This is a genomic window from Erysipelatoclostridium sp. MSK.23.31, from assembly GCF_019125875.1.
Classification (GTDB): domain Bacteria; phylum Bacillota_I; class Bacilli_A; order Erysipelotrichales; family Coprobacillaceae; genus Thomasclavelia; species Thomasclavelia ramosa.
In genome coordinates this window covers 1-20657 of sequence record NZ_JAHOCB010000007.1, presented here as the reverse complement: position 1 = coordinate 20657, position 20657 = coordinate 1, and the positions used below count along the sequence as shown (strand labels likewise).

33 protein-coding genes are annotated in these 20657 nt (G+C 29.9%); 7 read left to right on the top strand and 26 right to left on the bottom strand.

Features of this window, described 5'->3' with window-relative positions; all coding sequences use genetic code 11:
- Positions 1-5 precede the first annotated feature (5 nt).
- From KSU54_RS05030 to KSU54_RS05010, 5 genes are all read left to right on the top strand, one after another.
- Positions 6-1208: a DNA polymerase IV gene (locus KSU54_RS05030; RefSeq protein ID WP_008791734.1), complete on the top strand. Its 1203-nt coding sequence runs from the start codon at positions 6-8 to the stop codon at positions 1206-1208.
- Between the two features lie 50 nt (positions 1209-1258).
- Positions 1259-1822, top strand: coding sequence for a hypothetical protein (locus KSU54_RS05025; protein ID WP_008791733.1), 564 nt, complete (start codon positions 1259-1261; stop codon positions 1820-1822).
- 59 nt (positions 1823-1881) lie between these two features.
- Positions 1882-2820: a site-specific tyrosine recombinase XerD gene (gene xerD / locus KSU54_RS05020; protein ID WP_003538326.1), complete on the top strand. Its 939-nt coding sequence runs from the start codon at positions 1882-1884 to the stop codon at positions 2818-2820.
- A gap of 78 nt (positions 2821-2898) precedes the next feature.
- Entirely contained in the window at positions 2899-4080 is a 1182-nt protein-coding gene (locus tag KSU54_RS05015; RefSeq protein WP_117791792.1) for a phosphopentomutase, read from the top strand.
- Positions 4081-4088: 8 nt separating this feature from the next.
- Entirely contained in the window at positions 4089-4355 is a 267-nt protein-coding gene (locus KSU54_RS05010; protein WP_003538330.1) for a hypothetical protein, read from the top strand.
- A 137-nt stretch (positions 4356-4492) separates the two neighbouring features.
- Here the strand turns inward: KSU54_RS05010 and KSU54_RS05005 are convergent, their stop codons facing one another.
- From KSU54_RS05005 to KSU54_RS04920, 18 genes are all read right to left on the bottom strand, one after another.
- Entirely contained in the window at positions 4493-4684 is a 192-nt protein-coding gene (locus KSU54_RS05005; RefSeq protein ID WP_003538332.1) for a hypothetical protein, read from the bottom strand.
- Between the two features lie 132 nt (positions 4685-4816).
- Complete coding sequence (locus KSU54_RS05000; RefSeq protein ID WP_003538335.1) at positions 4817-5011, bottom strand: hypothetical protein; 195 nt, start codon at positions 5009-5011, stop codon at positions 4817-4819.
- A 32-nt stretch (positions 5012-5043) separates the two neighbouring features.
- Complete coding sequence (locus tag KSU54_RS04995; RefSeq protein ID WP_003538337.1) at positions 5044-5877, bottom strand: rolling circle replication-associated protein; 834 nt, start codon at positions 5875-5877, stop codon at positions 5044-5046.
- Between the two features lie 275 nt (positions 5878-6152).
- On the bottom strand, positions 6153-6839 hold the full coding sequence (locus tag KSU54_RS04990; protein WP_003538338.1) for a hypothetical protein: 687 nt from the start codon (positions 6837-6839) through the stop codon (positions 6153-6155).
- A 63-nt stretch (positions 6840-6902) separates the two neighbouring features.
- Positions 6903-7151 carry a hypothetical protein gene (locus KSU54_RS04985; protein WP_003538340.1) on the bottom strand — a complete coding sequence of 83 codons (249 nt, stop codon included), beginning with the start codon at positions 7149-7151 and terminating at the stop codon, positions 6903-6905.
- Positions 7148-7531, bottom strand: a complete 384-nt coding sequence (locus tag KSU54_RS04980) for a hypothetical protein (protein ID WP_003538343.1) — start codon at positions 7529-7531, stop codon at positions 7148-7150. Before KSU54_RS04980 ends, KSU54_RS04985 begins: the two co-directional genes overlap by 4 nt.
- Positions 7532-7734: 203 nt before the next feature.
- The gene (locus KSU54_RS04975) at positions 7735-8316 is read right to left on the bottom strand and encodes a hypothetical protein (RefSeq protein ID WP_003538345.1); all 582 of its coding nucleotides are present in this window, start codon (positions 8314-8316) and stop codon (positions 7735-7737) included.
- A gap of 70 nt (positions 8317-8386) precedes the next feature.
- The gene (locus KSU54_RS04970) at positions 8387-8527 is read right to left on the bottom strand and encodes a hypothetical protein (RefSeq protein ID WP_003538347.1); all 141 of its coding nucleotides are present in this window, start codon (positions 8525-8527) and stop codon (positions 8387-8389) included.
- 14 nt (positions 8528-8541) lie between these two features.
- On the bottom strand, positions 8542-8853 hold the full coding sequence (locus KSU54_RS04965) for a hypothetical protein (protein ID WP_003538348.1): 312 nt from the start codon (positions 8851-8853) through the stop codon (positions 8542-8544).
- Between the two features lie 78 nt (positions 8854-8931).
- Positions 8932-9204 carry a hypothetical protein gene (locus KSU54_RS04960; protein ID WP_040434400.1) on the bottom strand — a complete coding sequence of 91 codons (273 nt, stop codon included), beginning with the start codon at positions 9202-9204 and terminating at the stop codon, positions 8932-8934.
- A gap of 138 nt (positions 9205-9342) precedes the next feature.
- Positions 9343-10422, bottom strand: coding sequence for a replication initiation factor domain-containing protein (locus KSU54_RS04955; protein WP_117791791.1), 1080 nt, complete (start codon positions 10420-10422; stop codon positions 9343-9345).
- A gap of 299 nt (positions 10423-10721) precedes the next feature.
- The gene (locus KSU54_RS04950; protein WP_117791790.1) at positions 10722-11321 is read right to left on the bottom strand and encodes a zonular occludens toxin domain-containing protein; all 600 of its coding nucleotides are present in this window, start codon (positions 11319-11321) and stop codon (positions 10722-10724) included.
- 60 nt (positions 11322-11381) lie between these two features.
- Positions 11382-11639 carry a hypothetical protein gene (locus KSU54_RS04945; RefSeq protein ID WP_117791789.1) on the bottom strand — a complete coding sequence of 86 codons (258 nt, stop codon included), beginning with the start codon at positions 11637-11639 and terminating at the stop codon, positions 11382-11384.
- 8 nt (positions 11640-11647) lie between these two features.
- The gene (locus KSU54_RS04940) at positions 11648-13186 is read right to left on the bottom strand and encodes a hypothetical protein (RefSeq protein WP_117791788.1); all 1539 of its coding nucleotides are present in this window, start codon (positions 13184-13186) and stop codon (positions 11648-11650) included.
- Between the two features lie 52 nt (positions 13187-13238).
- Complete coding sequence (locus KSU54_RS04935; protein WP_158561778.1) at positions 13239-13403, bottom strand: hypothetical protein; 165 nt, start codon at positions 13401-13403, stop codon at positions 13239-13241.
- Positions 13404-13420: 17 nt separating this feature from the next.
- The gene (locus tag KSU54_RS04930; protein WP_158561779.1) at positions 13421-13576 is read right to left on the bottom strand and encodes a hypothetical protein; all 156 of its coding nucleotides are present in this window, start codon (positions 13574-13576) and stop codon (positions 13421-13423) included.
- Positions 13555-13770, bottom strand: a complete 216-nt coding sequence (locus KSU54_RS04925; RefSeq protein ID WP_117791787.1) for a hypothetical protein — start codon at positions 13768-13770, stop codon at positions 13555-13557. Before KSU54_RS04925 ends, KSU54_RS04930 begins: the two co-directional genes overlap by 22 nt.
- A 62-nt stretch (positions 13771-13832) precedes the next feature.
- A complete protein-coding gene (locus KSU54_RS04920) occupies positions 13833-14090 on the bottom strand; it encodes a hypothetical protein (protein WP_117791786.1) in 258 nt (85 codons plus the stop codon).
- Positions 14091-14284: 194 nt separating this feature from the next.
- Between KSU54_RS04920 and KSU54_RS04915 the strand changes: the two genes are divergently transcribed.
- Positions 14285-14608, top strand: coding sequence for a helix-turn-helix domain-containing protein (locus KSU54_RS04915; protein WP_117791785.1), 324 nt, complete (start codon positions 14285-14287; stop codon positions 14606-14608).
- A gap of 414 nt (positions 14609-15022) precedes the next feature.
- Here the strand turns inward: KSU54_RS04915 and KSU54_RS04910 are convergent, their stop codons facing one another.
- The 8 genes from KSU54_RS04910 to KSU54_RS04875 form a co-directional block, all read right to left on the bottom strand.
- Positions 15023-16102 (bottom strand): replication initiation factor domain-containing protein, encoded by a 1080-nt coding sequence (locus tag KSU54_RS04910; protein WP_117791791.1) that lies wholly within the window; start codon positions 16100-16102, stop codon positions 15023-15025.
- 299 nt (positions 16103-16401) lie between these two features.
- Positions 16402-17001, bottom strand: a complete 600-nt coding sequence (locus KSU54_RS04905) for a zonular occludens toxin domain-containing protein (RefSeq protein WP_117791790.1) — start codon at positions 16999-17001, stop codon at positions 16402-16404.
- A 60-nt stretch (positions 17002-17061) separates the two neighbouring features.
- A complete protein-coding gene (locus tag KSU54_RS04900) occupies positions 17062-17319 on the bottom strand; it encodes a hypothetical protein (RefSeq protein ID WP_117791789.1) in 258 nt (85 codons plus the stop codon).
- 8 nt (positions 17320-17327) lie between these two features.
- Positions 17328-18866 (bottom strand): hypothetical protein, encoded by a 1539-nt coding sequence (locus tag KSU54_RS04895; protein ID WP_117791788.1) that lies wholly within the window; start codon positions 18864-18866, stop codon positions 17328-17330.
- 52 nt (positions 18867-18918) lie between these two features.
- Positions 18919-19083, bottom strand: coding sequence for a hypothetical protein (locus KSU54_RS04890; protein ID WP_158561778.1), 165 nt, complete (start codon positions 19081-19083; stop codon positions 18919-18921).
- Positions 19084-19100: 17 nt separating this feature from the next.
- Positions 19101-19256: a hypothetical protein gene (locus KSU54_RS04885; RefSeq protein ID WP_158561779.1), complete on the bottom strand. Its 156-nt coding sequence runs from the start codon at positions 19254-19256 to the stop codon at positions 19101-19103.
- On the bottom strand, positions 19235-19450 hold the full coding sequence (locus KSU54_RS04880) for a hypothetical protein (RefSeq protein WP_117791787.1): 216 nt from the start codon (positions 19448-19450) through the stop codon (positions 19235-19237). Before KSU54_RS04880 ends, KSU54_RS04885 begins: the two co-directional genes overlap by 22 nt.
- 62 nt (positions 19451-19512) lie before the next feature.
- Positions 19513-19770 carry a hypothetical protein gene (locus KSU54_RS04875; protein ID WP_117791786.1) on the bottom strand — a complete coding sequence of 86 codons (258 nt, stop codon included), beginning with the start codon at positions 19768-19770 and terminating at the stop codon, positions 19513-19515.
- Between the two features lie 194 nt (positions 19771-19964).
- On the opposite strand from KSU54_RS04875, the gene KSU54_RS04870 reads away from it, so the two are divergent.
- Entirely contained in the window at positions 19965-20288 is a 324-nt protein-coding gene (locus KSU54_RS04870) for a helix-turn-helix domain-containing protein (RefSeq protein ID WP_117791785.1), read from the top strand.
- Positions 20289-20657: the final 369 nt, after the last annotated feature.

Sequence of the window (20657 nt, the reverse complement as noted above, 5' to 3'; positions counted from 1 at the left end):
TAGTAATGCAAGTTGTTTTCCACATTGATCTTAATGCATTTTACGCAAGTGCAGAAATATCACGTAATCCTGACTTAAAAGGAAAACCAATAGTTATATCTGGTAAATCACGACGAAGTATTATTACCACAGCTTCTTATGAAGCCCGTGAATTTGGCATTCACTCTGCAATGCCACTATTTCAAGCATTAGAATTGTGCAAAGATTTAATTGTTTTACCTGCCGATTTTGAATTATATCATCGTTTATCTAATGATTTTTTTTCAATAGTAGCTTCTTATAGCGAAATTTTAGAGGTTGCTAGTATTGATGAATGCTATGTAGATGTAACTAAAATAATTATAGATAAACAGATTCATCCAATATTACTTGCTAAAGAAATTCAAAAAAATATATATGAACATTTAAGTTTACGCTGTTCTATTGGAATCGCACCGAATAAATTTTTAGCAAAAATGGCAAGCGATATGAAAAAACCAATGGGAATTACTATACTTACAAGGTCTAATTTAAAAGAAATAATGTGGCCATTAGATATTAAGGATATGTTTGGAATTGGTAAAAAAACTCAGCCAAAGCTTAAAGCAGTAGGAATTAATACAATTGGTGATATTGCAAATTATGATAACTATAATAAACTAAGACAAATTATTGGCAAAAATGCGCTACTATTGTATCGTAAAGCCAATGGAATTGATAATAGCGCTGTTGATGCTAAACAAAATGAATTAAAGTCTGTAGGAAACTCAACTACTTTACCATATGATACAAATGATGAGGAAATACTAAGGGATACATTAAAGAGTTTAGCTCGCCAAGTTTCAGCGCGAGCTAATAAGCGCAACTTAATTTCAAATTCAATCTCGATTACTATAAAATATACTCGCTTTGAAAGTGTTACTAGACAAACTACTGTCAATTCATTTATTAATGATTATGAAACCATATTATCTACTGCAAAAATGTTATTTGATGCTAATTATAGCGGTCGACCTGTGCGTCTTTTAGGCATCAGTTTAAATAATACAATCAATAAGAAGAACTACAAAGAACAACTTAATATTTTTGAAATGGCGCAAGAGGATGAAACCAATGATGATTCTCTTGAACAGTTACTAAATGCTATCAATAATAAATTTGATAAGAAGCTGGTGACTAAAGCTTCATCATTTGCAAAAAAGACTCCCCAAAAGAAATATTTAAAATAAAAGAATAAAATAATGATTTGCTCATAAGTTGTATAAACGGAGGATAACTTATGAGCATTTTAAATAAAGTTTTTAGAAATGAAAAAGTATTAATTAATATATTTTCTGCAATATTATTTGTTTTTGGTATCTTATTTGGCATTATTTATTATTTTTATGGTAATGAAGCCCTATTAAATTTATGTAAATATATCTTTTTTTTCAAAGATAATGAGGCAACCAATAATTATAATCTATATATTACAATTACTAGTTTCTACATATTTTTATCTCTAATAATTTCAACTAGTTTTTTAGGAACAATTTTTAATAGTTTTGTTATTTTTACAAAAGGAATGCAATTATCGATTGCAAGTATTTTTTATTTTACTTTAAATACGTTTGATGCATCTATGCTTTTTTTAGGTTTTTTTCCACAATTAATTATTGAATTAGCATTAACTTATATTATTTCTATAATTTCTATTAGATTATCAATAAATTGTTTTACAATTTCTTTTTTGACAACAGAAGTATTTAATAGTCGAAAAATAATTAATTATATCTTAGATTACGTAATAATTATCTTAATAATAGTCACATTATCAATGGCATTTAAGGTTTATGCACTTTAGTTAGCAAATCGTTAGTATGGTTAAATTTAAACGTGATATAATTATTAAGTGAAGGTGAGGTGAAAGTAAGTGTAGTACTTGCTAAATTTATGTTAATTAAAGATGCCTTAAGTGAATATAAGCAATATTTGATTGTTGAAAAAGGTTTGAGTAAGAATACTATTTATTCTTATCTACGAGATTTGATTGCTTTTTCTAATTTTATCGGTGAGGAATATGAAATTAATCAAATTGAAAATATTAATAAAGAACATATTCATCTTTATTTAAAGGAGTTATCGAAAACAAACTGTACTAATTCAATTTCTCGTAAACTTGTTTCTTTACGAATGTTATATATTTTTTTAGTGAAAGAAAATATTGTGAAAGAAAATCTCATGAGTAGTTTTACCTTACCGAAAAGAGATAAAAAATTACCTATTGTTTTGTCTCAAGAAGAAATGATAGAGATACTTGATGGGATCATTGTTTGTGATGCAATTAGTTCGAGAAATAGATGTATGGTTGAATTGCTATATGCAACGGGTATGCGTATTTCAGAATTGTTGAATCTTACTTTGAAAGATTTAAATATTAAAATGGGATTTATCAAAGTTATTGGAAAAGGAAACAAAGAGAGAATGATTCCAATCGGTTCATATGTTGGAGAGATATTGGAACAATACATAAATGATTATCGAGCTGAATTTAATATAAAAAATGATAGTTTATTATTTTTTAATAAGCATGGTCAAAGATTAAGTAGAGAAGAATTTTATTCTATATTACAAACAATTGTAAATTCAACTTCTATAACTAAAAAAGTCTCGCCTCATACTTTTCGGCATACGTTTGCAACTCATCTTTTAGAAAATGGTGCTGATTTGCGTTCTATTCAAGAATTGCTTGGCCACAGTGATATTAGTACAACAACTATTTATACACATATTTCGAATCAAAAGATTAGAAGTGAGTATCAGCAATTCCACCCACGCATAAAAAAGCATAATGATGGGTAAAATAATGTCTAGATATGGAAACAATTTAATGATATACTTATGATTGCGTAAAAAGTGACGCAAGGAATGGAGGACAAGATGAAATACAACAGAGTTTTTTTAATTGTGTGTGATTCCTTAGGAATTGGTAATGCAAAAGATGCTAATTTATATAACGATGAAGGATCAAATACTTTAAAACATATATGTAATGCCTGCAATGGCCTTGATTTACCAAATTTGGAAGGATTAGGATTAGGAAGTTTGGGTAATTTTTCTGGAATACATCAATTAACTTCACAATTAGGATATACTTTAGCTTTAAACGAGATTTCTAATGGTAAAGATACTATGACCGGTCATTGGGAAATGATGGGGCTTAAAACTGAAAAACCATTTATTACATTTACCGAAACCGGCTTTCCTCAAGAATTTATTGAACTTTTTGAAGAAAAAACTGGGCGTAAATGTGTTGGCAATAAGGCTGCAAGTGGTACAGCAATTCTTGATGAGTATGGTGAACATCAGATAAAAACAGGTGATTGGATCGTATATACTTCAGCTGATTCAGTTTTTCAAATAGCTGCAAATGAAGAGATTATCCCGTTAGAAGAATTGTATAAAGCATGCGAAATTGCTCGTGAAATAGCCATGGATGAGCGTTGGAAAGTTGGTAGAGTTATTGCTCGACCATATGTAGGAAAAAGGGTAGGGGAATTCAACCGTACTGCCAATCGTCATGATTTGGCCTTAGCACCATTTGGACGGACTGTTCTTGATAATTTGAAAGATAAACAGTTTGATGTTATTGGAGTTGGGAAAATTCCGGATATTTTTGTTGATCAAGGAATTACTAAAGCAGTTAAGACGGTAAGTAATCAGGATGGAATGGAAAAAACTGTTGAACTTGCAAAATCAGAATTTAAAGGATTGTGTTTTGTTAATCTTGTAGATTTTGATGCAGTATACGGTCATCGGCGTAATCCTGAGGGCTATGGGCAAGCAATTGTAGATTTTGATAAGCAATTGGAGGAATTAATGAAATATTTAAATCATGATGATTTATTAATGATCACTGCTGATCATGGTAATGATCCAACTTATAGTGGTACTGATCATACTCGTGAACAAGTTCCATTAATTATTTATTCAAAGGAATTATTGAAGCCACGTCATTTACATGATATGGAATCTTTTGCTGTAATTGGTGCTACAATTGCAGATAATTTTGGTATCGAATTACCAACTATTGGCCAATCAATTTTAGAATTAATTAAATAGGAGAATTTATGGAAGATAATACAAAACGATTGATCGTGATGTCAATTTTAGCTTATGCAATTGGAACGTTTATCTTTGCTGCAGGATTAATGACCAAGACAGCCGTTAGCATAATATTATTTTATATAATTGCAAGCATATTAATAATTTGCGGTATTTTAGCATTATATAATAATTATAAAAAAAATCATCAAATTAAATTATACTTATACTTAATAGTGGTAGGAATTGTTTTCTTGTTTTTAAATACAACGGCATTAATTAATAACTTATAGTTTATAAAAGCATTCTAAGATTATTGGAATGCTTTTAATTAGGATTTATCGATCAATTTATTTGTGTTTGTCTGTTAAAAATTAATTATAAAATTTACATAATATACATTATGCGAAGTAGTATATATTCAAAAAAATTAAATTTTATCTTTGATAAGGTTAACTAAGTCGTTAGCCTTTTCCACATTTAAATAATGATCATAATAGTCAGCTTTAAGAAACATAGTTAAATGAGGTCTAGCAATACCCGTCTCTTTACAAAAAGATGTAAGATTAAGATATTGTTTTCTTTCATTGATAAATTCACGACATTCGCTTTTAGATAACATAGGCAACACTCCTTTATAATATAAGTGTTCGCATATGTATATTATGTAATGTATAAGTATATAATTAACTTACAAATTAAATATATCATAAATAAAACTTTATGTAAATATAATTACATAAAGTTGATTAAATTATTTATATAATACAATATTGCCAATATAATTTATATAATTAAACATACTAATTTTTTTTATACATAAATAGTCAACTTCATTATGAATAAGCAAATCATAAACAATAGCAAATCTTTCAAAATCAACACAATAAATATATTTAATAGTTTTTTTAACAATATAACTAATACAATAGTATTCATAAGTTCTCATATTAATCACCTCATAAATAAATTATAATAAATTTATTTCTTATTTACTATTTTTATATAACAAAAATCATTCTCATATAAACCATCTTCGTCCAAAAAGAAATCTATATCTACCTCTTTATTATATATAACTTTAGGTTCACTAATTAAACCATTACTACAGTAATAATATTTACTAAATATCCTATCTTCCATTTTTGTAATATACTTACTAATATAACTAGAAATTTTAGAATGACTTTCCAACCCTTTATCTATTTTAACCGCAGTATTATAACCTTTATTATCTTGCCATGAAACAATATTATATACATCTCTATCCGTTTTACTTTTTATATTTGCATTTACCAATTGCATTTTATTATTACTATCCCGTATTAGCCCGTGCCAATGCAAAGCACCGTCCTTATGCAGTTCGGGAACAATTATATACTTAATACCATGTTTCTTAGACTGATTTTTTAAATACTCTAGTGTTCTTTTTTTTAAATCTTCCAAATTATACCTATCTTCTACTTTATCCTTAGAAAATGTAAGAGTTATAAAATAATCCCAATCATTGAGAATAGCCATATTAAACACCTTAGACTTAGAACGTCTCTTAGACCTTGCAATATTATATTTCCTAATATCTTCATAATCATAAAGCAAACCCAACTTTTTAAGAAACCTGTCTAAATCAGTTAAACCGTCATTGTAAACCGATATATCATACTTACCGTCTTTATCCTCTTCTATATAGTCCCTAATCTTGACATTATTCTTAAAAAGTATTTGCTTTTCAAAAGACCCGTAATCTTTTACAACGTAGTTAGTATAGACGTTACATTCTTTATCATGCAATCCACTTAAATCTATAACAATCACCTACAATCTAGGGGGTACCCCGATAGTGTCCCTATATCAAGTAAGGGACACGCCTTTAAACCATTTTTTTCACTCGCCGTTAGGCGTCCTAAAGTGTATATATACACTTTAGGGTTGCAACAGTGTTTATGCCTTACACTTCCACAACAACAAAAGTGCATAACCGCTGCGCTTTTATAACTTTTGCGGTTGTGTCGTTGTCGGCTACGTATTATAATTTAGAACCTACTCGGCTCGCTTTGCTCGTGGACCCTCGTTGGATCTAAATTAAAATACTATGTTTTTAATTTTTCACCATTATCCCAACCATAAGAATTATATAGAGAACGTATATAATCACTTTGAATGAACTTAATTTTCTTGAACGGGTGTATCTTCATTTTTTTATTAATATCGACTTCCTCATAAAGTGCTTTATAATCATAGTCCCGATACCACCGAACTTTTGTATATCGTCCAAATATAGTCTTGCACACTCCATATTCGATAGTTAATCTACGAATAGTCTTATGTACTAATTCGTGGTCTTGACTAGCCCAATAGAACATTTTGCCATTACCTTTGCGGTTTAAGGACAATGCTTGTCTTATCTCTTTAGGAAATACCTTATCAGTAGCGGGGAATTCATTTTGAACTTCGTCCCACATAAATACTATAGGTTTATCGTACTGCACACCCGTTTGTCTAACATCATTAAACTCAAAATCTTGGATTGACAAACCGAAATTAGTACAAATATAAATATCATTTCCATGTTTATTCCTTAAATTTAAAGCAATTTTAGTCATTGCCATAGTTTTTCCACAACCATACATACCCGTTAAACAACGTACACCGTACATGTGCAATTTTTTACCATATTTTTTAAATCTATATAAATCAATTAATTTCCATTTTATTAAATCTAAAAGTATTATCTTAAATTCAAATTCCTTTATCTTTTGTTTAGTTTCATTTTTCATAAAAAACCCCTTTATATAAATACTGTTGTTAATACACTGCGCCGTAGAACGTTGCGCAGTGTATTAATTAACACCAGGTATCTTTATATATACCCATTCTATAATTGCCCAAAGTATATCAATGCTAGCCCACAACACTACACTAGCGAATACCATTGCAAACGGCGAACTGCCAAAGAAATATATACCATACTGCAACAAATCATAAAATACACTTGTAATAGAGCCTTGCTCACTATTCATCTTAGGTAAAAGACCAATAAGAAAATTTGCAAAGCCAAAGAAAACTTTTAGCACCAATTCAGTTATCATTTTTCGCTACCTACCTTATTATTAGCATTTTGACCACTATGTCCGTCTCCCTCTATTGGTTTAGATTTTCTAATTAAAAACAAAACGTGAGAATAATGGTACCAACACAAGAATATAGCAACTAACCCCGTACCTAATGCACGAGTATAAGGCTGAGCATAAGAAAGGAAAGATAAGTCTATAGACTGTCTATGTCCAAAGATTGTAAAAACTATAGGAGTAAATATATCGCCCCTAACCTCTTTAGTTTTAGTAAGACTATCTAATATACTTAAATCTATACCAATTTTATTACTAAGAGTATCTTGTATAGTTTTAAAATTACTATCTAGAAAATTATCACTAGGAACAAATAGACCTTTTAATAAATTTCCTAACAACTCTAGAAAATAGCTAAGAACTTCCCCTAAAACATCAAAGAAAGTACCTATAAAATCAAATAAAGGCTGAAAAATAAGTTTGATTAAGTTACCAATAGCTGAAGTTAAAGAAGAAACAAGACCACCAAGAAAATCTAAAACTTTACCTACTGCACCCGTTACTTTATCAACTGAACCAACAACAAAATCAAAGCCACCGCTTATTAAACCGCCAATCGTATCGAACGCCGAACCAAGAAAATCAGTAAGCCCGCCGAAAATATCGCCAAACCAACCGGTAATATCTTCCCACCATCCGCTACTATCTTCCCCGGAATCTCCGCCACTACCTCCGGACGGATAACCGGTTCCACTAATAGCGCCGCATGAAAACCCATAGAATTAATCCTATCTAACAACGTAGTATCATTGGTTTCATAGCGAAATGAAGCATTAGAATTATTGACCTCTGCTACACCAACATTAGCAGTTGTAGCGTCGAACCAACCATCAGCAGAATTATAAATAGCATCACCAACAAATGAAATATTAAGAACAGGTTTACCACCGTAAGAACCTTCCTTAAAAGTGGCGCTATTATAATAATAAAATTCTATTTCCTTATCATTTTTTAATAAAATAAAACAATACTTGTACTCTTTATCTTGAACCGTATAAGCATTAACACTAGAACCAGTAATAAATATAGAACTAAATACAATACCTAAAGTAAGAAGTATTTTTTCAATTTTGTGATTTTCCTTAAATTTAAGAATATGATCACGCGCATTTTTTATAATTTTCATAAATTTTTATCCTTTCTATAAAATTAAAGGGCTAGGAATAAATATCCTAACCCAATATAAGAAGTTAATCTTATAAGAATTTATAAACAATTCTTGGGATAAGACTAACGCCAATCATAATTCCCATGATTGTAATGCCGACAGGTAATAAAATACCTAAATCCGAATTAATACTGTCAGTAATCGGCTTTAACATTTCAGCAGTTAACATTTTTGATTTCCTCCTTATATAAAATTTCTTAAGAATTTATAAAACATAACTAAGAAGAATACAGCTAGAGCAACAACAAGACCCAAGTAAACAACATTATTATTTAATTGTGTATTGTATTGAAGTGTTTCCAAGTTATGGTTTATACTTTGTAACTCAACCAATAATTGGTCTTGATTGTCTAACTGTTGGTTAGACGTTTCGTTTTGCATTTGGGCTTGTTCATCTTTTGTATAAAAATACTGACTAAGCAGTTGATTAAGTACCTCAATATCAATGCTTGATGTTTCATCAACTGAAGTGCCCTCTTGAATATCTTCATCCATAGTCACCTGTTACCTTTCAGCAATCCATAAATTGTACCAATAACTAAAGCACCTACAAAAAGCCATATCATACTCATATTATTGACCTCGTTTAATGAAACCACATACATTGACATAATTTCCATTTTTACGATAATTGAAATCGCCCTCTAAACCTAACATAGAAACAGTTTTTAAACCTTCGCACATCTGTTCATAAGCAACTGGTGTAAGCCATTCATAACCGCACAAACTGCCTTCAACATTATCCTTACCATGCTCCATATCGTTATAATGGACTTTTACACCCGTAACATGTTTACCTTGTTTATTTTCATAATCTAAACTTTCAATTCCTACAATCTTAATCATTTTCTTTTTCCTCTTTTCTTTATTTTTCATTTAATTAAATAAGAATACTTTATGTAAGAATAATTACGTATGTATACATTATGCGAAGTTATAACTATATCGGTGCGAAAGTGCCGATTATTTCTTTTTGCTATAAAATCAATCAAATTCATGCGTAAATCCAACCTTTTCATATAATTTATTTATATCACTCATTGTTAAAACTTTTTGATTAGTAGCAATCAAATGACTATTTATAATACTTAAATCATTTGGATTTATTTTATTAAGACCTTTTTTCATTAATTTCAAGAAAAAATCATTATCAACCACACATAGCATAGCCATAAGTTTACTAAGATTACGGTCAGCGTAATTTTTTTTCTTTTGAATACTTGTTTGATATGAGTTAGGAAGGAGTCTTAATTTTTCAGTATCATGCAAAAATCTTTCCCATACTTCCCATGTAGGTATTCTACTTTTGATTGTATCACTATAACCGCTCTCCTTAAAATCAAGATAATTATATATTATCTTAAAAAGGAAACTGTCCATTTTAAAATCATGATCCATAAGCAGTGTAACCAACTGATTACTATGAGTCTTTTTAAAACGTATTTCCAACCTTGTCCAAAACTTAATTGCATCACTAACAAGATAACCACCATTAATACGTTCACGCAGCTTATCATATATAACTATATAAATATCACTGCTCATACTTCCAAATTTAAGAGAACTAGATTCACTTAAACCATCTTTTAAATTTAACTGTTCTATATAAGTAGACTGTTTAAATCTTGTTGCCAACTCCCCTTTTTTTATCTTTTTACGTAACTGATTGACAGTGAAATATTTCTTATACATATCTATAGCAATGTCAATACGTGTAAAATGATATGAAGTAGAAAGAATTTTTTCAAAAAAATACTGCCATGAAAATAACTGTTCATATTCTCTACAAGCCGAACCACTCAATAAAATATGTACTCCCATTTGCTCATTTTTTGTATTATACATAACATGCATTTTAGAATACACTGTATAAGTAGTGTTATATCCAAAACGACCGCTCTCAGTTTTTGTAATATTAGCACTGTCTATAGTAACACCAAAAAGCATTAAAAGCACATCATCTACAGTACTTTTTTGAATAGTAACTTGAACCCAGTCTATACACACATCTAAATCTGGAATTTCACCGATATTATCAATATTTTCATGCGTTAAATCATTCATAACAACACCCCTTTTATGTAGTTTCCACCCCCCTATCAGAATACGGGGGATAGAACCAAATTACTGCACTATTCCAAGAATAGAAATAACAATAAAATGGCCCCAATAAACAAATAAAAACAAAATAAAATAAGCAAAACAAATAATAACAACAAGTCGCAAGCTCCATAAACCTTGAAAAAAATTAGAACTGTAACAAGAAGATACGAACGGTTTAAACTCTAAGAACCAACTCATAACTACGTTAATCGTCGAACCTTAGAGTAATTTATATCTTTTTTTATAATAATCAATAAGAGTTAATCAAAAGTATTAAAGGTATCATATAAAGAATAATACTTCTTATTAGCCTTAAAATACTCACTTCCAACTTTTTCTTTTATCGGATACCAAACACGTACACAAACAAAAAGTTTACCTAAAGCAAATGCCGATAATATAAAACCTGCTTTACCAAAATTAGATACCTTACGATGTATACATTCATATTCAATTAAAGAACGAATTTGTCTGTCTATCATACGGTCGAACTGTGCAATTAATAAAATATCATAGCCATACTTACGATGATTAGTAAAAAAACCTAACCATTCCGAACGACCTTTAACATTCCATTCTCTAGCATTAAAAATGAGCTGACATTCATCTAAAACGAGCATTATAGCGCCCTCTTTAAAATTATGAGTTTTAAAATATTCTTTAGCGAAAAGTCTTAATTTTTGAGGTGTAAGAGTATTATTAGAAACCTCTAAAAAAGTACCATTAAACTTTTTAATATTATCCTTATTAATATTGAAATTAGCTACAACACAACTTTTAGAACGCATACGATTGTAAATAACCCTTGCACAATGCAAACTTTTTCCACTTCCTGGAGTACCGCTATATAAAGTGATCATATTTCCTCCTATCCACTAATAAATACAGCTATAACAAACATAAATAAAATTTTTAACATATTAATCACCTATTACTTTAATCCAGCGCATAATTATCTGGTAAATATAAAACAGACCTATAACTGTAAGCCACAACCCGCCAATGTAAATAAAATCTCTAAACGGTATAAACCAGTTAACCCAACCAAGATAAGGTATATTACTAAAAGTATTTAATAAATCACTAAAAGGACTTTTAGGTAAAACACTTAAAAGTGTATTAGCAAAATCGGTTAAAGCATTCAAAAGCCACTCAAATATACTTAAAAATATATCCATATTTATACCTACCCTTTTATAAGATTTCTAGTAACCATTGTAAGTCCTAAAACGAACAGTAAGTCAAAAAGAGTTCTTGCAACTAAAGCAACACTTTCATATTCCTTTAAATCAACCTTTACAGTTCCTTTAGTTCCTAATATCTCATAATCCCATTTAAAATTAGGCGCCTCTGGTTCCGCTGCTAAACAACCTATAAATTTTATAAGGTCAAATGGAATGCAAAACGGAAAATATTCTTTCCAATTAAGCTTTCCAGGTACATCATAATCGCCTAGAAAATCTCCAACCGTAGGGATGACATAATCAGGGTCATCTATGTCGGCATCCTCATCCGTGTTTTCTATCGGTGTATCTTTTGTAATATCTCCCGTATAGTCATTAGGAATCGTTCCAATATCTGGCAATGGGAATGGCAGAGGAACGGGAACAGGTCTATCTAAATTAGGAATATACTGATTAGGAATACTCCAACTGCCAGGATAATCTATAACACCCTCTGGTGTATAAGTAGCATCAGGAGCAACATATCGAGGAATTGCAATATCGTCAATATCGCCATAATTTATATAACTATCGTCTAGCAGTTTTAAATCCGTATTAGTACCTTTATTAGTAACCCAGGGCGGGTCTAATTCCAAAGTAAGACCTCGTGGGTCAACCCATTTATTACCTAAATGAAAAGCATTAACACCCGCATTATAAATCGTATAAAAAGTACCAAAGAATGAAGAAAATAAAATATCGTCTAAATAAATACGAGTAGATTTACCAAGTTCAATACCATTTCGGTCATACTGTGTAAAACCAACACTATTATTAATTGTATTTTGAGAACTAGAACCATACAAAACATATTTAGTATTTATATAAGTATCATTAATTACAGCAGTTAAACAATAAATTTCATGCGGATATGAATAATCCTGAATACTAGAAATATAAGTCCCATTACTAGTTACAATACAAAGACCACTAAAACCGGCAAATAAAGCATCAAAAGCGGGATTATTTAAGGGATTGCCAGGAGAATAAAAGAAATAATTATCCCCACCAATAGTTACAAAATCCGTTACACCATCAGCCAATTCCAAATCACCTACATAACTATTCCCATTACTTGTATTAAAAATATCGTACATTGCGTGTCCTAACTCACTTCCAATAGTATTAAACGCGTCTAATACAACCGAACCCGTATACATAATGCCGTTCATTAAAGTATCGAATTTATCTTTAACCGTACCTACAAGCGTCTCTCCAAAGCGACTAAAACCGTCCGCAATATCGTAGCAGGTATCCGTTAAATTATCAGCTCCCGCCGAACTAATACCAATCCCCAATAAAGCTAAGACCGACATAACACCACTTACAACAACCGCATCATCGATACCGACAATTGCATTAACTTCTTTATAAGAAGAATAAATAGGAGAAAAAGCACAAACAAGACACGTAGCAACAATCATTATTTTTCTAACAATCTTTTTTTTAGCTTTTCTATAAAATCTAAGAATATGATCACTTATCTTTTTTAGTTTTTTCATAAAAATACATATTTAAGGAAAATTAAAACGTGAGGATAACCCCACGTTTTTACTAGGCTTTGTTACCCAACATTTTAAAAGATTTAATAGCAAATCTAACAACTAACATTGCAGTAATTAAACCCATACCAATAGGTAAAACATCACCTAAAATAGACTGACATGAAGTAACACTTGTACTAAATGCAGTTGTAAGCGCTGTTGTAATTCCTTCCATTTTCCTTTTCTCCTTTCTTAGAAAAATATTTTATATATAAAACCGATTGTATAACCGATAAAATATAACAAACATAAGAATAATAAACCCGTTACAATCCCTATTGGAATAAGAGCTAATACCTCATTAAAAGTATCTATATTAACTAATATCAGGGGCGCAAATTCTTCCATAAGGCACCTCCCAATAAAACACCAATAATAACACATAACAAGAACATATTAATAATTTGAATATTATTAATACTATCTATCATATTTAAAGTATTTATTTGATAAGTAGTATCAATTTCAGTTGTTTGAACTTCCTTTGGCTGTTCAATATCTTCGGCTGGTTGACTTATTTGTTCGTCCTGGTTTTCGTTCATACTCTACACGTCGCACGAGGGAACCCGTACCCTCCGCACTCCGTGCAGAGGATTACGAAATTCTAGACTAATAAACTAGTAACCTTACCGTATTTATTATAATTAAATTCACATTCGACCCCAACCAAAGTCAAAGAACCAATAGCATCTAACATACTGTTAAAAACTTGATTATTAACAAAACATTTATCACACATAACACCTTCAAGATGATTGTCCAACTCCTCAGGATCTTCAGTAAAGTATAAAGAATGACCCTCAATCAAATCACCATCTTTAGTTTTAAAGCTTACACTTCTAGTACCAATAATTTTTTTCATTTTTCTTTTCCTCATTTCTTTATTTTTCATTTAATTAAATAACGTTATATAATATTCAAACAAACAAAATATAACTATTTGATATATTTATAATAACAAAAAATATTACATATTGCAATATGTAATATTACATTTAGTTATATTATAGTGTAAAAAAATTTCAATAGGTTATAATGAAATTGTGAGGTGATAGCATGAACGGAAATAAATTACAAAAATTAAGAAAAAATAACAATTTAACACAAAAACAATTTTGTAAGATATTTAAAATATCACAACCAACATTATCACTATGGGAAAATGAAGAAAGAGAACCAGATACAAAAATGCTTAAACAATTAGCAAACTATTTTAATGTATCGATCGACTACTTATTAGATAACGAAGAAAGCATAAAAGAAAACGAATTAGTAAAACTAGAAAGAAAACTAAAAAAAGATGATAAAGAAAGATTAATAATAATATTAAAAACAATGTTTCCAAACGAATATGAAGAAACAAAAAAAGAGCAACTATAGTTGCTCTCTATCTAAATCTATTATATAAAAATACCTAAATTCCAATGGGTAAAAAGAAATTTGGACATAGTAGTAAACTAATTCCCAACCGTAATTATCAACATAATGTATATCTTTCATATTAGACATAACATTAACTTTAATCTTTATATAATTACCCTTTCGCCAAACAGTCACATAATGTTCGCTAAGCCAAGAAAACTTAGCTGACTTTTCAACAATAACAGTTTTATTAGATTTCTTTAACCTCTCAATTTCAGCTTCTAGATTTCTAATGCGCTGTTGTTGTTGTCTTATTACATACTTGTCCTTATTATACATAATATACGCGATAAGAATTTACATTTCCTACCATTATGCGAAGTTATAACTATATCGGTGCGAAAGTGCCGATTATTTCTTTTTGCTATAAAATCAATCAAATTCATGCGTAAATCCAACCTTTTCATATAATTTATTTATATCACTCATTGTTAAAACTTTTTGATTAGTAGCAATCAAATGACTATTTATAATACTTAAATCATTTGGATTTATTTTATTAAGACCTTTTTTCATTAATTTCAAGAAAAAATCATTATCAACCACACATAGCATAGCCATAAGTTTACTAAGATTACGGTCAGCGTAATTTTTTTTCTTTTGAATACTTGTTTGATATGAGTTAGGAAGGAGTCTTAATTTTTCAGTATCATGCAAAAATCTTTCCCATACTTCCCATGTAGGTATTCTACTTTTGATTGTATCACTATAACCGCTTTCCTTAAAATCAAGATAATTATATATTATCTTAAAAAGGAAACTGTCCATTTTAAAATCATGATCCATAAGCAGTGTAACCAACTGATTACTATGAGTCTTTTTAAAACGTATTTCCAACCTTGTCCAAAACTTAATTGCATCACTAACAAGATAACCACCATTAATACGTTCACGCAGCTTATCATATATAACTATATAAATATCACTGCTCATACTTCCAAATTTAAGAGAACTAGATTCACTTAAACCATCTTTTAAATTTAACTGTTCTATATAAGTAGACTGTTTAAATCTTGTTGCCAACTCCCCTTTTTTTATCTTTTTACGTAACTGATTGACAGTGAAATATTTCTTATACATATCTATAGCAATGTCAATACGTGTAAAATGATATGAAGTAGAAAGAATTTTTTCAAAAAAATACTGCCATGAAAATAACTGTTCATATTCTCTACAAGCCGAACCACTCAATAAAATATGTACTCCCATTTGCTCATTTTTTGTATTATACATAACATGCATTTTAGAATACACTGTATAAGTAGTGTTATATCCAAAACGACCGCTCTCAGTTTTTGTAATATTAGCACTGTCTATAGTAACACCAAAAAGCATTAAAAGCACATCATCTACAGTACTTTTTTGAATAGTAACTTGAACCCAGTCTATACACACATCTAAATCTGGAATTTCACCGATATTATCAATATTTTCATGCGTTAAATCATTCATAACAACACCCCTTTTATGTAGTTTCCACCCCCCTATCAGAATACGGGGGATAGAACCAAATTACTGCACTATTCCAAGAATAGAAATAACAATAAAATGGCCCCAATAAACAAATAAAAACAAAATAAAATAAGCAAAACAAATAATAACAACAAGTCGCAAGCTCCATAAACCTTGAAAAAAATTAGAACTGTAACAAGAAGATACGAACGGTTTAAACTCTAAGAACCAACTCATAACTACGTTAATCGTCGAACCTTAGAGTAATTTATATCTTTTTTTATAATAATCAATAAGAGTTAATCAAAAGTATTAAAGGTATCATATAAAGAATAATACTTCTTATTAGCCTTAAAATACTCACTTCCAACTTTTTCTTTTATCGGATACCAAACACGTACACAAACAAAAAGTTTACCTAAAGCAAATGCCGATAATATAAAACCTGCTTTACCAAAATTAGATACCTTACGATGTATACATTCATATTCAATTAAAGAACGAATTTGTCTGTCTATCATACGGTCGAACTGTGCAATTAATAAAATATCATAGCCATACTTACGATGATTAGTAAAAAAACCTAACCATTCCGAACGACCTTTAACATTCCATTCTCTAGCATTAAAAATGAGCTGACATTCATCTAAAACGAGCATTATAGCGCCCTCTTTAAAATTATGAGTTTTAAAATATTCTTTAGCGAAAAGTCTTAATTTTTGAGGTGTAAGAGTATTATTAGAAACCTCTAAAAAAGTACCATTAAACTTTTTAATATTATCCTTATTAATATTGAAATTAGCTACAACACAACTTTTAGAACGCATACGATTGTAAATAACCCTTGCACAATGCAAACTTTTTCCACTTCCTGGAGTACCGCTATATAAAGTGATCATATTTCCTCCTATCCACTAATAAATACAGCTATAACAAACATAAATAAAATTTTTAACATATTAATCACCTATTACTTTAATCCAGCGCATAATTATCTGGTAAATATAAAACAGACCTATAACTGTAAGCCACAACCCGCCAATGTAAATAAAATCTCTAAACGGTATAAACCAGTTAACCCAACCAAGATAAGGTATATTACTAAAAGTATTTAATAAATCACTAAAAGGACTTTTAGGTAAAACACTTAAAAGTGTATTAGCAAAATCGGTTAAAGCATTCAAAAGCCACTCAAATATACTTAAAAATATATCCATATTTATACCTACCCTTTTATAAGATTTCTAGTAACCATTGTAAGTCCTAAAACGAACAGTAAGTCAAAAAGAGTTCTTGCAACTAAAGCAACACTTTCATATTCCTTTAAATCAACCTTTACAGTTCCTTTAGTTCCTAATATCTCATAATCCCATTTAAAATTAGGCGCCTCTGGTTCCGCTGCTAAACAACCTATAAATTTTATAAGGTCAAATGGAATGCAAAACGGAAAATATTCTTTCCAATTAAGCTTTCCAGGTACATCATAATCGCCTAGAAAATCTCCAACCGTAGGGATGACATAATCAGGGTCATCTATGTCGGCATCCTCATCCGTGTTTTCTATCGGTGTATCTTTTGTAATATCTCCCGTATAGTCATTAGGAATCGTTCCAATATCTGGCAATGGGAATGGCAGAGGAACGGGAACAGGTCTATCTAAATTAGGAATATACTGATTAGGAATACTCCAACTGCCAGGATAATCTATAACACCCTCTGGTGTATAAGTAGCATCAGGAGCAACATATCGAGGAATTGCAATATCGTCAATATCGCCATAATTTATATAACTATCGTCTAGCAGTTTTAAATCCGTATTAGTACCTTTATTAGTAACCCAGGGCGGGTCTAATTCCAAAGTAAGACCTCGTGGGTCAACCCATTTATTACCTAAATGAAAAGCATTAACACCCGCATTATAAATCGTATAAAAAGTACCAAAGAATGAAGAAAATAAAATATCGTCTAAATAAATACGAGTAGATTTACCAAGTTCAATACCATTTCGGTCATACTGTGTAAAACCAACACTATTATTAATTGTATTTTGAGAACTAGAACCATACAAAACATATTTAGTATTTATATAAGTATCATTAATTACAGCAGTTAAACAATAAATTTCATGCGGATATGAATAATCCTGAATACTAGAAATATAAGTCCCATTACTAGTTACAATACAAAGACCACTAAAACCGGCAAATAAAGCATCAAAAGCGGGATTATTTAAGGGATTGCCAGGAGAATAAAAGAAATAATTATCCCCACCAATAGTTACAAAATCCGTTACACCATCAGCCAATTCCAAATCACCTACATAACTATTCCCATTACTTGTATTAAAAATATCGTACATTGCGTGTCCTAACTCACTTCCAATAGTATTAAACGCGTCTAATACAACCGAACCCGTATACATAATGCCGTTCATTAAAGTATCGAATTTATCTTTAACCGTACCTACAAGCGTCTCTCCAAAGCGACTAAAACCGTCCGCAATATCGTAGCAGGTATCCGTTAAATTATCAGCTCCCGCCGAACTAATACCAATCCCCAATAAAGCTAAGACCGACATAACACCACTTACAACAACCGCATCATCGATACCGACAATTGCATTAACTTCTTTATAAGAAGAATAAATAGGAGAAAAAGCACAAACAAGACACGTAGCAACAATCATTATTTTTCTAACAATCTTTTTTTTAGCTTTTCTATAAAATCTAAGAATATGATCACTTATCTTTTTTAGTTTTTTCATAAAAATACATATTTAAGGAAAATTAAAACGTGAGGATAACCCCACGTTTTTACTAGGCTTTGTTACCCAACATTTTAAAAGATTTAATAGCAAATCTAACAACTAACATTGCAGTAATTAAACCCATACCAATAGGTAAAACATCACCTAAAATAGACTGACATGAAGTAACACTTGTACTAAATGCAGTTGTAAGCGCTGTTGTAATTCCTTCCATTTTCCTTTTCTCCTTTCTTAGAAAAATATTTTATATATAAAACCGATTGTATAACCGATAAAATATAACAAACATAAGAATAATAAACCCGTTACAATCCCTATTGGAATAAGAGCTAATACCTCATTAAAAGTATCTATATTAACTAATATCAGGGGCGCAAATTCTTCCATAAGGCACCTCCCAATAAAACACCAATAATAACACATAACAAGAACATATTAATAATTTGAATATTATTAATACTATCTATCATATTTAAAGTATTTATTTGATAAGTAGTATCAATTTCAGTTGTTTGAACTTCCTTTGGCTGTTCAATATCTTCGGCTGGTTGACTTATTTGTTCGTCCTGGTTTTCGTTCATACTCTACACGTCGCACGAGGGAACCCGTACCCTCCGCACTCCGTGCAGAGGATTACGAAATTCTAGACTAATAAACTAGTAACCTTACCGTATTTATTATAATTAAATTCACATTCGACCCCAACCAAAGTCAAAGAACCAATAGCATCTAACATACTGTTAAAAACTTGATTATTAACAAAACATTTATCACACATAACACCTTCAAGATGATTGTCCAACTCCTCAGGATCTTCAGTAAAGTATAAAGAATGACCCTCAATCAAATCACCATCTTTAGTTTTAAAGCTTACACTTCTAGTACCAATAATTTTTTTCATTTTTCTTTTCCTCATTTCTTTATTTTTCATTTAATTAAATAACGTTATATAATATTCAAACAAACAAAATATAACTATTTGATATATTTATAATAACAAAAAATATTACATATTGCAATATGTAATATTACATTTAGTTATATTATAGTGTAAAAAAATTTCAATAGGTTATAATGAAATTGTGAGGTGATAGCATGAACGGAAATAAATTACAAAAATTAAGAAAAAATAACAATTTAACACAAAAACAATTTTGTAAGATATTTAAAATATCACAACCAACATTATCACTATGGGAAAATGAAGAAAGAGAACCAGATACAAAAATGCTTAAACAATTAGCAAACTATTTTAATGTATCGATCGACTACTTATTAGATAACGAAGAAAGCATAAAAGAAAACGAATTAGTAAAACTAGAAAGAAAACTAAAAAAAGATGATAAAGAAAGATTAATAATAATATTAAAAACAATGTTTCCAAACGAATATGAAGAAACAAAAAAAGAGCAACTATAGTTGCTCTCTATCTAAATCTATTATATAAAAATACCTAAATTCCAATGGGTAAAAAGAAATTTGGACATAGTAGTAAACTAATTCCCAACCGTAATTATCAACATAATGTATATCTTTCATATTAGACATAACATTAACTTTAATCTTTATATAATTACCCTTTCGCCAAACAGTCACATAATGTTCGCTAAGCCAAGAAAACTTAGCTGACTTTTCAACAATAACAGTTTTATTAGATTTCTTTAACCTCTCAATTTCAGCTTCTAGATTTCTAATGCGCTGTTGTTGTTGTCTTATTACATACTTGTCCTTATTATACATAATATACGCGATAAGAATTTACATTTCCTACCATTATGCGAAGTTATA

Coding starts and splice junctions, on each gene's coding strand:
- KSU54_RS05030 (WP_008791734.1), top strand. CDS start 6: ATGCAAGTTGTTTTCCACATTGATCTTAATGCATTTTACGCAAGTGCA.
- KSU54_RS05025 (WP_008791733.1), top strand. CDS start 1,259: ATGAGCATTTTAAATAAAGTTTTTAGAAATGAAAAAGTATTAATTAAT.
- KSU54_RS05015 (WP_117791792.1), top strand. CDS start 2,899: ATGAAATACAACAGAGTTTTTTTAATTGTGTGTGATTCCTTAGGAATT.
- KSU54_RS05010 (WP_003538330.1), top strand. CDS start 4,089: ATGGAAGATAATACAAAACGATTGATCGTGATGTCAATTTTAGCTTAT.
- KSU54_RS05005 (WP_003538332.1), bottom strand. CDS start 4,684: ATGTTATCTAAAAGCGAATGTCGTGAATTTATCAATGAAAGAAAACAA.
- KSU54_RS05000 (WP_003538335.1), bottom strand. CDS start 5,011: ATGAGAACTTATGAATACTATTGTATTAGTTATATTGTTAAAAAAACT.
- KSU54_RS04990 (WP_003538338.1), bottom strand. CDS start 6,839: ATGAAAAATGAAACTAAACAAAAGATAAAGGAATTTGAATTTAAGATA.
- KSU54_RS04985 (WP_003538340.1), bottom strand. CDS start 7,151: ATGATAACTGAATTGGTGCTAAAAGTTTTCTTTGGCTTTGCAAATTTT.
- KSU54_RS04975 (WP_003538345.1), bottom strand. CDS start 8,316: ATGAAAATTATAAAAAATGCGCGTGATCATATTCTTAAATTTAAGGAA.
- KSU54_RS04970 (WP_003538347.1), bottom strand. CDS start 8,527: ATGTTAACTGCTGAAATGTTAAAGCCGATTACTGACAGTATTAATTCG.
- KSU54_RS04965 (WP_003538348.1), bottom strand. CDS start 8,853: ATGGATGAAGATATTCAAGAGGGCACTTCAGTTGATGAAACATCAAGC.
- KSU54_RS04960 (WP_040434400.1), bottom strand. CDS start 9,204: ATGATTAAGATTGTAGGAATTGAAAGTTTAGATTATGAAAATAAACAA.
- KSU54_RS04955 (WP_117791791.1), bottom strand. CDS start 10,422: ATGAATGATTTAACGCATGAAAATATTGATAATATCGGTGAAATTCCA.
- KSU54_RS04950 (WP_117791790.1), bottom strand. CDS start 11,321: ATGATCACTTTATATAGCGGTACTCCAGGAAGTGGAAAAAGTTTGCAT.
- KSU54_RS04945 (WP_117791789.1), bottom strand. CDS start 11,639: ATGGATATATTTTTAAGTATATTTGAGTGGCTTTTGAATGCTTTAACC.
- KSU54_RS04940 (WP_117791788.1), bottom strand. CDS start 13,186: ATGAAAAAACTAAAAAAGATAAGTGATCATATTCTTAGATTTTATAGA.
- KSU54_RS04935 (WP_158561778.1), bottom strand. CDS start 13,403: ATGGAAGGAATTACAACAGCGCTTACAACTGCATTTAGTACAAGTGTT.
- KSU54_RS04930 (WP_158561779.1), bottom strand. CDS start 13,576: ATGGAAGAATTTGCGCCCCTGATATTAGTTAATATAGATACTTTTAAT.
- KSU54_RS04925 (WP_117791787.1), bottom strand. CDS start 13,770: ATGAACGAAAACCAGGACGAACAAATAAGTCAACCAGCCGAAGATATT.
- KSU54_RS04920 (WP_117791786.1), bottom strand. CDS start 14,090: ATGAAAAAAATTATTGGTACTAGAAGTGTAAGCTTTAAAACTAAAGAT.
- KSU54_RS04915 (WP_117791785.1), top strand. CDS start 14,285: ATGAACGGAAATAAATTACAAAAATTAAGAAAAAATAACAATTTAACA.
- KSU54_RS04910 (WP_117791791.1), bottom strand. CDS start 16,102: ATGAATGATTTAACGCATGAAAATATTGATAATATCGGTGAAATTCCA.
- KSU54_RS04905 (WP_117791790.1), bottom strand. CDS start 17,001: ATGATCACTTTATATAGCGGTACTCCAGGAAGTGGAAAAAGTTTGCAT.
- KSU54_RS04900 (WP_117791789.1), bottom strand. CDS start 17,319: ATGGATATATTTTTAAGTATATTTGAGTGGCTTTTGAATGCTTTAACC.
- KSU54_RS04895 (WP_117791788.1), bottom strand. CDS start 18,866: ATGAAAAAACTAAAAAAGATAAGTGATCATATTCTTAGATTTTATAGA.
- KSU54_RS04890 (WP_158561778.1), bottom strand. CDS start 19,083: ATGGAAGGAATTACAACAGCGCTTACAACTGCATTTAGTACAAGTGTT.
- KSU54_RS04885 (WP_158561779.1), bottom strand. CDS start 19,256: ATGGAAGAATTTGCGCCCCTGATATTAGTTAATATAGATACTTTTAAT.
- KSU54_RS04880 (WP_117791787.1), bottom strand. CDS start 19,450: ATGAACGAAAACCAGGACGAACAAATAAGTCAACCAGCCGAAGATATT.
- KSU54_RS04875 (WP_117791786.1), bottom strand. CDS start 19,770: ATGAAAAAAATTATTGGTACTAGAAGTGTAAGCTTTAAAACTAAAGAT.
- KSU54_RS04870 (WP_117791785.1), top strand. CDS start 19,965: ATGAACGGAAATAAATTACAAAAATTAAGAAAAAATAACAATTTAACA.